Source organism: Streptomyces sp. CY-1, assembly GCF_047218265.1.
In the GTDB taxonomy this organism is placed as follows: domain Bacteria; phylum Actinomycetota; class Actinomycetes; order Streptomycetales; family Streptomycetaceae; genus Streptomyces; species Streptomyces niphimycinicus.
The window spans coordinates 10674602-10687527 of record NZ_CP178393.1 but is presented as its reverse complement, the minus strand read 5'-3'; the positions used below and the strand labels follow the sequence as shown (position 1 = coordinate 10687527).

The window sequence follows — 12926 nt, the reverse complement described above, 5'->3', positions numbered from 1 at the left end:
CAGCAGCGAATGGCCACCGAGGCCGAAGAAGTCGTCGTCGATGGTGACCGACTCCAGGCCCAGCACCTCGGCGAAGAGACCGCACAGGATCTCCTCGCGCGGCGAGCGCGGGGCCCGGCCGCCCGTGGAGCCCGGTCCGTAGTCGGGCGCGGGCAGGGCGCGCCGGTCCAGCTTGCCGTTCGGCGTCAGCGGGAAGGCGTCCAGCGTCATGAACGCGGAGGGCACCATGTAGTCGGGGAGCCGCGCGGCCATATGCCGGCGCAGCTCGGCGCCGTTCGGCACGCCGCCATCCGCCGCCGGGACGAGATAGGCGACCAGCCGCTTGTCGCCGGGCCGGTCCTCGCGCACGAGGACGGCGGCCTGGGCCACGCCGTCCTGCCCGGCCAGTACCGCCTCGATCTCGCCCAGCTCGATCCGGAAGCCACGCAGCTTGACCTGGTCGTCGACCCGGGAGAGATACTCCAGCTCACCTTCGGCCGTCCAGCGCACCAGGTCACCGGTGCGATACATCCGCCCACCGCCGGTGCGGTCGAACGGATCGGCCACGAACCGCTCGGACGTCAGCCCCGACCGCCCGTGATAGCCACGGACCACACCCTCGCCCGCGATGTACAGCTCACCCGGCACCCCGACCGGCACCGGCCGCAACCCGCCGTCCAGCACATACACCTGAGTGTTGGCGATCGGCCGCCCGATACGCGGCGCACCCGCCCCCTCCGATGTGACCGGCCACGCCGTCGACCAGATGGTGGTCTCCGTCGGGCCGTACATGTTCGTCACCGACTCGGCCCGTTCGGCCAGCGCCACCGCCAGATCGGCGGGCAGTGCCTCGCCACCCACCAGTACCCGCACACCGCTCAGCACGGCCGGGTCCTCGGCCAGGACCGCCCGCCACAGACTCGGTGTCGCCTGCATCACCGACACCCGCTCAGCCGACACCAGCCCACACAAGGCCACCGGATCGCGCACCACATCGCGCTCGGCCACCACCACCGCGGCGCCGGACAGCAGGGGCACGAACAGCTCCAGCCCCGCGATGTCGAAGCCCACCGTGGTCACCGCCAGCAGACGGTCCTCGCCCGTGAGCTGGAGCCGCCCGGCCATCGCCACCGCGAAGTTGGCCAGCGGCCCCTGCGGCACCACCACACCCTTGGGCCGCCCCGTCGACCCCGACGTGTAGATCACATACGCCGCATGCGACACCGCCGGAGAAGCGATCCGCCTCTCCCCCGCCGTCCGGGAAAGCTCCTCGGCGATCTCGGGCGCGTCCAGCAGCACACGCGGAACATCCACATCCGGCAGCACACCCACCAGCTCACCCGTGGTCAGGACAAGGGCCGGTGCGGCGTCCTGAAGCATGTACGCCAGCCGGTCGGCCGGATACTCGGTGTCCAGCGGGAGATACGCCGCCCCCGCCTTCCACACCGCGAGCAACGCCACCACCAGATCCACCGACCTCGGCAACGCCACCGCCACAAAACGCTCGGGCCCCACCCCACGGTCGACCAGCAACCGCGCCAAACGCCCCGCACGGACATCCAGCTCGCCATACGACAGCGACACACCACCCGCCACCACCGCCACCGCATCCGGCGTCCGCGCCACCCGCTCCCCGAACAGCTCCACCACCGAACGACCCGGCACCTCACCCGCCGTGTCATTCCAATCCCACAACACCGACCGCGCCTCGGCCTCATCCAGCACATCGATGCGGCCGAGCGGCAGCTCGGGATCGGCGACCAGGGCGTGCAGGATCCGCACAAAGCGGTCCAGGACGCGCTGGGCGGCGGCTTCCTCGAAGACATCGGGCCGGTAGTTGAGCCTGAACAGCATGGTGTCGCGTGCGGAGCCGACCAGCATCAGCGGGTAGTGGGTGGCTTCGCGGTCCTTGCCGGGGACGAGGCGGACGGCAGCGGCGATGCCCTCTTCGGCGGTGGTGGCGCGGTCGACGGGATAGTTCTGGAACACCATTGAGGTGTCGAAGAGCTCGCCGTGGCCCACCGTGCGCTGGATCTCGGCGAGTTCGAGGTGCTGATGCGGGGTGAGGCGGGTCTGCTCGGCCTGGACGCGGGTGAGGAGTTCGGCGAACGGTTCGGCGGCTCGCAGCCGGATCCGGGTGGGCAGGGTGTTGATGAACAGGCCCACCATCCGTTCGACGCCGTCGATCTGCGGCGGGCGCCCGGAGACGGTGGTGCCGAAGACGATGTCGTCGCGGCCGGTGTGCCGGCCGAGGGTGATCGCCCAGGCGGTCTGTACGACGGTGTTGAGGGTGATGCCTCGGCTGCGGGCGATCTCGGTGAGGGCGGCGGTGTCGGACCGGGAGAAGGAGGCGAGGACCTCGGCGGACGCGACCGTGGTGCGGGCGATTCCGGGGGCCACCGGGCTGGGTTCGGCGAGGTCGGCGAACGCCTCGCGCCAGGCGGTGCGGGCCGCCTCGCGGTCCTGCGCCGCCAGCCAGCCGAGGTAGTCGCGGTAGGGGCGTACCCGGGGCATGGCGCTGTCGTCGCCGTGGGCGTCGTAGAGCGCGCACAGTTCGGCCATCAGGACCGGCAGCGACCAGCCGTCCAGCACCAGGTGGTGGTTGGTCAGCACCAGGCGGTGGAGCGAGGGGCCGAGCCGGAGGAGTGTGAAGCGCAGCAGCGGGGGCCGGGTCACGTCGATCCGGGTGCTCCGGTCGGCGGCCATGGCCTCGGCCGCGGCAGCGGTCCGCCCGTCCTCGGGCAGCGCGGTCAGGTCGGTCTCGGTCCAGGGCAGCGGCACGGTACGCATCACCACTTGCGCCCAGTCGCCGTTCTTGCGCTGGCGGAAGGCGGCGCGCAGGGTGGCGTGGCGGGCCAGGAGGGCTTCGGCGGCGGCGCGCAGGGTGGCCGTGTCCAGCGGGCCCTCGATGTCGAAGGCGGCCTGGACGACGTAGGGGTCGAGTTCGCCCTGGTCGTAGACGCTGTGGAAGAGCAGGCCCTCGTGGAGCGGGGCCAGCGGCAGGATGTCCTCGATCTTCCGCGGGGTGCGACTCACTTGCGGGCCTCTTCTTCGTCTTCAGGAGCGTGTACGTCGTCGTATGCGGCCGGCTCTTCGTCGTCCGGCAGGTCGTCGAAAAGGTCGCCGAGTTCGTCCTCGAACGCCTCGATCTCGTCCTGGGTGATCGAGGACAGGGAGACGTCGGAGGGGGTGAGCCCACCGGCCTCGGGGTTCTCGGCGTGGGCCACGAGAGCTTGGAGTGCCCGGAACCACAGGTCGGCCAGTTCGCGGACCTCGTCCTCGTCCAGGATCCCCGCGGCCCAGCTCCAGTAGGCGACGAGCTGCGATCCCTGGGGGCCGTCGTGTGTACGGGCGTTGAGCTCCAGGGCGTGGGCGAGCGGCAGGTGCGGCGGGTCGCCGGCGACGCCGTCGATGCCGATGAGCGGGGTCCAGTCGGCGTTCTGTCCGGCGGCGGCGGTGGAGAAGCGCCCCAGGTAGTTGAAGGCGACCTGCGGGTCCCGCAGCCCGTCGAACCCCTCGGCCGTGGCGAGGTTGAGGTGACGGACGAGGCCGTAGCCCATGCCCTTGTCCGGCACCGCCCTCAGTTGTTCCTTGACGCGTTTGAGGATGTCTCCGGCGCTGCGCCCGCCCGCGAACGCCTCGGCTAGGTCGGCGGCGCCCGTCTCCAGGCGCACGGGGTAGAGGTTGGTGAACCAGCCGACCGTGCGGGACAGGTCGGCGCCGCGCACGAGGTGTTCCTCGCGGCCGTGGCCCTCCAGGTCGAGGAGGAGGCCGGTGTCCCCGCGCCACTGTTCCCACGCCAGGGTGAACGCGGTCAGCAGAACGTCATTGACCTCGGCGTTGAACGCGGCGGGCACTCGGGTCAGCACGGCTTCGGTGACATTCACCGGGAGGGTGACGCTGACCCGGCCGGCGGCCGCGGTCGTGTCCCGGGCGGGATCCAGCGCCCGGCGCCCGAGCCCGCGGTCCTCCTTGCGGAGCGTTTCCTGCCACCAGGCGGCGTCGGCGACCCAGGTCGGTGCGGCCGCTTCCTCGGTCAGCCGCTGGGCCCAGCGGCGCAGCGAGGTGCCCACGGGCTGGAGTTCGGGGGTGCGGCCGGCGGCGATGGCCTCGTGGGCCTCCGCGAGGTCGGGCACCAGGATGCGCCAGGACACTCCGTCGACGACCAGGTGGTGGACGAGGAGGAGCAGCAGGCCCGGGGTGTCCGCGCCACGGTCGAACCACACGGCCTGTACGACCGTGCCCCGGTCCAGGTCGAGCCGGTCCCTGGCGCTCTCGCCCTCCGCCCGTACCAGCGCGCCGAGTGCGGTTTCGTCCAGGTGCCGGCCGTCCTGTCCGTCGACCGTCACCCGGCGCACCAGCGGCGCGGCGTCGACCGTGCCGGGTTCCCGTATCTCCATTCGGCGTTCGGGTCCGGCGGTGAGCCGGGCCCGCAGGGCGTCGTGGTGGTCGAGGAGCGCCTGGAGGGACTGGGTGAGGGTGTCCAGGCGCAGTGCCGCGGGGGTCTGGAGGACGACGGACATGTTGAACCCGTCCAGGTCCTCGCCGCGCCGCAGCAGCCAGTGCGCGATCGGGGTGAGGGGCACCTCGCCGATGCCGGCGCCCGGCTCCTCGGCGGCGACTCCCTCCACCTCCGTGACGACCTCGGCGAGCGCGGCCACGGTGCGGTGCTCGAAGATGTCGCGGACCGACAGTTCGAGTCCGGCGCGCCGGGCCCGGCCGACCATCTGGATGGACATGATGCTGTCGCCGCCGAGGTCGAAGAAGCCCTCGTCGATGCCGACCCCGTCCAGCCCCAGCACCTCGGCGAACAGCCCGCACAGCGTCTTCTCCCGCTCGGTGCGCGGGCCCCGGCCCGTGCCGTCGCGGTCGGTGGCGGGGGCGGGGAGCGCGCGCCGGTCGAGCTTTCCGTTGGCGGTGAGGGGCAGTTCGGACAGGACCGTCACGGCCGAGGGGACCATGTAGTGCGGCAGGTGCTGTTCGAGGTGGGTGCGCAGGGTGGGCACGAGGTCGGCTTCGTCGTGGACACCTTCCGGTACGACGTAGGCGACCAGCCGGGTCGTTCCGGGGGTGTCCTCGCGGGTGACGACGACCGCCGTGTCCACGCTCGGATGGTCGCCGAGCACGGCCTCGACCTCGCCGGGTTCGACGCGGAAACCGCCGATCTTCACCTGGTCGTCGACGCGGCCCAGGAACTCCAGTTGCCCCAGGCGGTTCCAGCACACGATGTCACCGGTCCGGTACATCCGGGAGCCGGGGGCGCCGAACGGTGTGGCGACGAAGCGTTCGGCGGTGCGGCCGGGCCGGTGCAGATAGCCGCGGGCGATCTGGGCGCCGCCGATGTAGAGCTCCCCGCGCACACCGGGCGGCACCGGCCGCAAGTTCGCGTCGAGCACATGGACCTGGGCGTTCCACAGCGGCTGGCCGATGGACGCGGCCGAGGGCCACTCGTCGGTGTCCTCGGGGAGCGTGGTGGAGGTGGCCGCGTGGGTCTCGGCCGGGCCGTAGATGTTGTGCGCCATATGGCGCCAGTCGCCGGCACAGAACCGGCGGAGCTCGCCGCTGAGCCGGAACTGCTCGCCGCCTTGGAAGATGTCGGTGAGCGAGTCCAGTGGTTCGCCGCGGTCCTCGGCGGCGGCGAGCACCGCGTCGATCATCAAGGTGGGCGCGAACAGCTCATTGACACCGTGGCGGGCGATCCAGCCGACCAGTTCGTAGGCGTCGCGCCGGACGTGTTCCTCGGGCAGGACGAGTGTTTTGCCCGCCACCAGCGCCTGGAGGATCTCCTGTACCGCGAAGTCGAAGGCGACGGCGAGGAACTGGGCGGTGCGGGTGCCGACGCCGCCGCTGTAGGTGTCGGTGTGCCAGGCGAGCAGGTTCATCAGCGACGCCATCGGCATCACCACACCCTTGGGGGTCCCGGTGGAGCCCGAGGTGTAGACGACGTACGCCGGATGGCGCGGGTCGAGCGGGCGGACGCGGTCGTCGTCCGTGAGGTCGGTGGCCGGGGCGTCGGCGAGCGCCCGTACGGTCGCCGGGTCGTCCAGGACGAGGCAGCGGGCCGGTCCGGTGCCCAGGAGGGGGCGGGTGGCCGCGTCGGTGATCAGGGCGCGGGGCGCGCAGTCCTCGACAATGGCGCGCAGCCGCTGCTCGGGGGCCGAGGTGTCGAGGGTGAGGTAGGCGGCGCCCGTCTTGAGGACGGCGACCAGGGAGACGATCATCTCCGCCGACCGGGGCAGGGCGATGGTCACGATGTCCTCGCCCCCGATTCCCTCGGCGGCCATGAGCCGAGCCAGCCGGTTGGCCCGGGCGTTGAGCTCCGCGTAGGACAGGGTGGCGTCCTCGGAGATCAGCGCGGTGGCACGGGGCACCTCGGCGGTCTGCCGCTCGAACAGTGCGGGCACGGTGTGCGGAGGCACCTCGCGCGGGGTTCCCATCCAGTCATCCAGGATGTGCCGGGTTTCGGCGCGGGTCAGAATGTCGAGCCGCCCGATGGGGGCCTCCGGGTCGGCCACGACGCCTTCGAGCACCCGCAGCAGTCGGGCGGCGAAGCCGTCGGCGGTCTCCCGGTCGAAGAGGTCGGCGTTGTACTCGACTGCCGCGTGCATACCGGTCGGCTCGCCCGTGGGCCCGTAGGTCTGGTCGAAGAAGAACGCGAGGTCGAACTTGGCGCGGCCGGTCTCCGGGGCCCGTACGTCCATGGTCAGGCCCGGCAGCCTCAGCACTTCGAGGGCGTCCTGGTTGTTGTCGAAGCCGAGCAGCACCTGGAACAGGGGGTGCCGGGCGAGCGAGCGGACGGGGCTCAGCACCTCGACGAGCCGCTCGAACGGCAGGTCCTGATGCGCGTAGGCGCCCAGGTTGGTCTCGCGGACCCGGCCGACGAGTTGGCTGAAGGCGGGGTCGCCGGAGGTGTCGGTGCGCAGCACCAGCGTGTTGACGAAGAATCCGACCAGGTCCTCCACGGCGGCGTCGGTACGCCCCGCGATGGGGCTGCCGATCGGTACGTCGGTACCGGCCCCGAGCCGGGTCAGCAGCGTCGCCAGGGCCGCCTGCACCACCATGAACAGGCTCGACCGGGTGTCGCGCGCCAGGTCCGCGAGACCCGCGTGCAGCTCCGCGGGGACCTCGAAGGCGACCCGCCCGCCCTGGTGGGACTGGCGCGGCGGCCGGGGCCGGTCGGTGGGCAGCTCCAGTTCCGCCGGGAGATCCGCGAGCGCCCGCTTCCAGTGGGCGAGTTGGCGGGAGATCTCGCTGTCGGGGTCGTCCTCGGCACCGAGCACCTGTCGCTGCCACAGGGTGTAGTCGGCGTACTGCACCGGCAGCGGCTCCCACCGCGGGGCCTGGCCCGACTCGACGCGCGCCGTGTACGCGGAGGACAGATCGCGGGCCAGCGGGCCGAGCGACCAGCCGTCGCCCGCGATGTGGTGGAGCGCCAGGACGAGGACGCACTCGCCGGTGTGCGTGGTGAACAGCCAGCCGCGGACGGGCAGTTCACGGGTGAGGTCGAACGGGTGGGAGGCCGCGGCCCGCACCTTGTCGTCCAGTTCCTCGGGGGTGACCGTCTCCTCGATCAGCTCCGGTCGGGCCTGCGCGGCGGGCAGGATGACCTGCCGCGCGCCGGTCCCCTCCTCGGTCTCCTGCGCGAACAGCGTGCGCAGGCTCTCATGGCGGGCGACGACATCACCGAGGGCCAGGCGCAGCGCGGTGCGGTCCAGGGTGCCGACGAGCCGCAGGGTGACCGGGATGTTGTAGGTGGCGCTGGGGCCCTCCAGGTTGTGCAGGAACCACAGTCGCTGCTGCGCGTACGACAGCGGAAGGCGGGGCGGGCGCTGGGCGGGGGTCACGGGAGGCCGGGCGCCGGACGCCTCGTCGATCACCGCGGACAGTCCCGCGACGGTCGGGTTCTCGAAGAGCCGGCGGATGGAGATCTCCACGCCGAGCACCGAGCGTACGCGGCTGAGCAGCCGTACGGCGGACAGGGAATGGCCGCCGCCGGCGAAGAAGTCGTCGTCGATGCCCACGGCGGGGACGCCCAGCAGCTCGGCGAAGAGGGTGCACAGGATCTGTTCCCGCGGGCTGCGCGGCGCCCGGGACGGCTCGGTCCGCCGGTCGGGTACGGCGGCCTCGTCCGGCCGCTCGGCGGGGGTCTCGACCAGCCGCAGCTCCCCGTCGGGGGACCAGCGGGCCACCCGGCCGGTGCGGTGCATCGCGCTGCCCTGGTCGAAGGGGCACGGGAGCGGCCGGTCGGCGTCGGCGGTACCGGGGCCGGCGGCGTCCGCGCCGCCCGGGGCCGGGCTCGGGTACGCCACGTAGAGCTGTCCGGGGACGCCGGGGGCCACCGGGCGGAGGGTCTCGTCCAGTACATAGGCCCGGGTGCCGCTCACCGCCTCGGGCAGTTCCACCCGTGACAGCACGGCGGCCACACCCGGGCGCCGGATGTCGTTCCACTCCTCGAGGACGGCCGTCCGCTCGGCGGCGTCGAGTATCTCCGCCGCGAAGACCGGCCGGTCCGGTTCCCCGACCATGGCGGCCAGCAGCCGCAGGTAGCGATCCCGGAGGGTGCGGGCCGTGTCCGGCTCGAAGAGTTCGGCGCTGAACTCCAGGTCGGCGGCGATTCCCGCGGGCCTCCCCGCGTCGTCGAACCGCTCGGTCAGCTCGAAGTTGAGGTCGAACTTGGTGTCCTCGATCGGCAGCCGCTCCAGCTCCACGGCGAGCCCCGGCAGCCGGGCGACCTCGGCGACCGTGGCCCGGGGGTCGGTGTGGTGGAGCGAGAGCGACACCTGGAAGAGCGGGTGCCGGGAGAGCGAGCGCTCCGGGTTGAGCACCTCCACCAGCCGCTCGAACGGCAGGTCCTGATGGGCGTACGCCGCCAGGCTCCGCTCCCGGACCCGCCCGATCAGCTCGCCGAACGTCGGATCGCCCGAGGTGTCCGTGCGCAGCACCAGCGTATTGGCGAAGAACCCGACCAGTTCCTCGACCGCGGTGTCGGTACGGCCGGCGATCGGTGTGCCGATGGGGATGTCGGTGCCCGCGCCGAGCCGGGTCAGCAGCGCCGCGAGCCCCGCCTGCAACACCATGAACAGGCTGGAACGGGTCTCGCGGGCCAGCCCGTACAGCGCCTGATGGAGTTCGGCCGGGATGCGGAAGGAGTCCTGGCCACCGCGCTGCGTCAGCTCGTCGGTACGCGCCCGGTCGGCGGGCAGCGCCAGCTCGTCCGGAATACCGGCCAGGGCGGTGGTCCAGTAGGCGAGCTGGCGGGAGAGTTCGCTGCCGGGATCGTCCTCCCGGCCCAGGACCGCCCGCTGCCAGAGGCTGTAGTCGGCGTACTGCACCGGCAGCGGCTCCCACCGCGGGGCCTCGCCCGACTCGACGCGCGCCGTGTACGCCGTCGCCACATCACGCGCCAGTGGCCGCATCGACCAGCCGTCGCCCGCGATGTGGTGCAGCAGGAGCAGCAGTACATGCTCGTCCGGCCCCAGTTCGAACAGCGTGACCCGCAGCGGTGGTTCATGGGCCAGATCGAAGACGTACCGGGCCTCGGCCAGCAGCTCGGCCGCGAGCCGGGCCTCGTCCACCGTCCGCACGCCGGGATCGACCGGGGCGTGACCCGGTTCCAGGACGATCTGGGTGAAGCCTTCCTCGTCCTCGGCGAAGACGGTGCGCAGGCTCTCGTGGCGGGCGACCACATCCTCCAGGGCCAGGCGCAGCGCCTCCCGGTCCAGAGGGCCGGTCAGCCGGAGCGCGCCGGGCGCGTTGTAGGCGGTGCTTCCATCGCCCAGCAGGTCCAGGAAGCGGAGGCGGGCCTGGGCGTACGAGACGGGGACGCGGGACGGGCGCGCGGTCGCGACCAGGGCGGGGCGGGCGGCGGAGGTGCCGAGGGCCGTCCGGTCCAGGGTGGCGGAGATGCCCGCGACGGTGGGGGTCTCGAAGAGCTGCCGGATGGGCAGTTCGGCGTCCATGACGCTACGGATGCGGCTGACGAGCTTCGTCGCGAGGAGGGAGTGACCGCCGAGGCGGAAGAAGTCGTCGTCGATGGTGACCGAGTCCACGCCCAGCACCTCGGCGAACAGACCGCACAGGATCTCCTCGCGCGGCGAACGCGGGGCCCGGCCGGTGGCGGTCTCCGAACCGTAGTCGGGCGCGGGCAGGGCACGCCGGTCCAGCTTCCCGTTCGGCGTCAGCGGCAGCTCGGCGAGGGTGACGAACGCCGAGGGCACCATGTAGTCCGGCAGCAACCCGGCGGCGTGCTCCCGCAGGGCCGCATCGGAAACGTGGGAATCCGCCACCACATAGGCGACCAGCCGCTGATCCCCGGCCCGATCCTCCCGCACGACCACCGCGGCCTGGGCCACCTCACCATGAGAAGCGAGAACGGCCTGGATCTCGCCCAGCTCGATACGGAACCCACGCACCTTGACCTGATCATCGACCCGACCCACATACACCAACTGACCATCGGCGTTCCACCGCGCCACATCACCCGTGCGATACATCCGCGCACCCGCCGGACCAAACGGATCAGCGGTGAACCGCTCCGCCGTCAGATCCGCACGACGCCAGTAGCCACGTGCCAGAACCACACCACCGACGTACAGCTCACCCGCCACCCCCGGCGGCACCGGACGCAACGACGCGTCCAGCACATAGGCCCGTGTGTTCCAGAACGGCCGCCCGATCGGCACCGCACCGCTCACCAGTTCCTGACCAGGCTCGATGCGGAAGTCGGTGCAGTTGACCGTCGCCTCGGTGGGACCGTACGCATTGACCACCGTCACATCCGGATGCGCGGCCCGCCACGACGCCAGCGCCTCACCCACCAGCGCCTCACCACCGGTGATCAACGTCCCCGACGGCGACACACCCTCCGGCAACGCTTCCAACAGCCCCAGATGGGAGGGGGTGACCTTCATAAACGACGGCTGAGCGACACCGGCCACCTGCTCATCGAGATCCGCCAGCACCACCCGGCCACCACTCACCAACGGGGTGTACAACGCCGTCACCGTCAGATCGAACGCCACCGACGAATGCAGCAACGCCGTACCCGACGCATCCGGATACACCTCCCGCGCCCGCTCCAGATACGCCCCCACCGAACGATGCTCGACCACCACACCCTTCGGCCGACCCGTCGAACCCGACGTGTAAATCACATACGCGGAGGTGTTGAGGGCGTTGATCGCCTGCACGCGCTCATCCGGATACTCGTCAGCCGCCGCGAGCGCCGCCGCATCGTCGATGACCAGCACCGGCCGTGCATCGCCCAGGATGTGCGCTATCCGCTCGGCCGGATACTCCGGATCCACCGGCACATACGCACCACCCGCCTTCAGCACACCCAGCAGCGCCACCACCAGCTCCACCGACCGGGGCAGCACCACCGCCACAAACGACTCCGGCCCCACCCCCTGCCCCACCAGCCACCGCGCCACCCGATTCGACCACGCGTCCAGTTCGGAGTAGGTCAACCGGACGTCATCACACACCACCGCCACCGCGTCCGGTGTTCGCGCCACCTGCTCCCCGAAGAGCACGGGCAACGACACATCCCGCACATCCCGCGACTCACCATTCCACCCGACCAGCAACCGCTCGCGCTCCACCGCGTCGAGCAACTCCACGTCGCCGATGCGACGCTCGGGGTCCTCCGCGGCCCACTCCAGCACCCGCACCAGCCGTTCCTGGTGGGCGGCGATTTCTCGTTCGTCGTAGAGGGACGGGTCGGCGTCGAACTCCACGCGGATGCCCGTGCCGGAGCCTGCCGCGCCATAGAAGTTGATCTTCAGGTCGTTGACGGGCCCGGTGGACAGGGGGTGGGGAGTGGCCGGGCTGTCGCCGAAGAGGAGTTCGTCGACGTAGGCCACCACGTTGAGCGTCGGGCCGAGGCGGGCCTGACGGCCGCCGGAGAGCCCGAGTTCCCTGACGAGTTCCTCGCCCCGGAACCGCTGGTGCCTGACGACATCGGCCAGCGAGCGGGACACCGACGCGACCAGCTCCGTGAACGTGGTCCCCGGCGTGGCGGCCACCCGGATGGGCAGGACGTTGACCATCGCGCTCGGCGTGGTCAGCGACACCCGGCCGGTGCGGCCTGCCAGAGGCAGCGAGAAGGTGAGGTCCGTGCGGCCGGTCAGGCGGTGATAGAGGACGGCTGTGGCCGCGATGGCGACGGCCGGCCACTGCGCGCGAAGCCGGCCGCCCAGCGCGGTGAGCCGATCGGCCAGGGCGGTCGGCAGGGTGAGGATGCGGCGCAGACTGCTGTGGGTGCTGCCCGCGGAACGTCCCGCGAGCGCCACCGGCTCGGGCAGCTCCTCGAACAGGTCGAGCCAGTAGGCCCGGTCCTGGGCATAGCGGCGCGAGCCCGGATAACCGGCCTCCTCGGCGATCACCCGGTCGAGGGTGGCGAAGCCGGTCGCGGGGGGCTCGGTACCGCTGATCAGGGCGGTGTAGAGGGCCGCGACCCGCGCGCCGTACACGGCCTGGCCGAACGCGTCGAGGACGGCGTGGTGGTAGCGGTGGAAGTAGAAGGACCGGTCGTCGGCCAGGAGCAGCAGGGTCTGATCGCTCAGGGGGCCGTGGCCGAGGTCGAAGGGCTTGAGCATCTCCGCGTTCATCCACGCGTGCGCCGTGGCCTCCGGGTCCGCCGCGTCGCGCAGGTCGCGCACGCACAGGGACGTCGGCTCGGCGGGCGCGACGAGCTGGAACAGCCGGGTCTCGTCGGTGGTGTCGGTGGTGTCGGTGTCCTCGGTGAGGTGCGACCGCAGTGCCTCGGTCTCGTCGACGGCTCGCCGTACCGCCTCGTGGAGGACGTCCGGGTCGATCGGACCGTTGATCTCCAGATAGGCGCCGCAGTTGTAGAGGGGGCTGTCCGGCTCCAGTTGCTGGGCGACCCACATGCCCAACTGGGCGGCGCTTACGGGTCGACGGAGCGTACGGGCGGCGTCGGACAT

General features: G+C 71.8%; 2 protein-coding genes (1 of these 2 cut by a window edge). Both read right to left on the bottom strand.

What is annotated here, in order from left to right; translation table 11 throughout:
- Positions 1–3015 carry the start of a non-ribosomal peptide synthase/polyketide synthase gene (locus ACK1X7_RS45140; RefSeq protein ID WP_413116668.1) on the bottom strand. Its footprint begins 17463 nt before the window's first position, so 3015 of the gene's 20478 nt are visible here — the first part of the coding sequence; it begins with the start codon at positions 3013–3015; the stop codon falls past the left edge of the window.
- Positions 3012–12926, bottom strand: coding sequence for an amino acid adenylation domain-containing protein (locus ACK1X7_RS45135; protein WP_413116667.1), 9915 nt, complete (start codon positions 12924–12926; stop codon positions 3012–3014). The genes ACK1X7_RS45140 and ACK1X7_RS45135 overlap by 4 nt, the downstream gene beginning before the upstream one ends.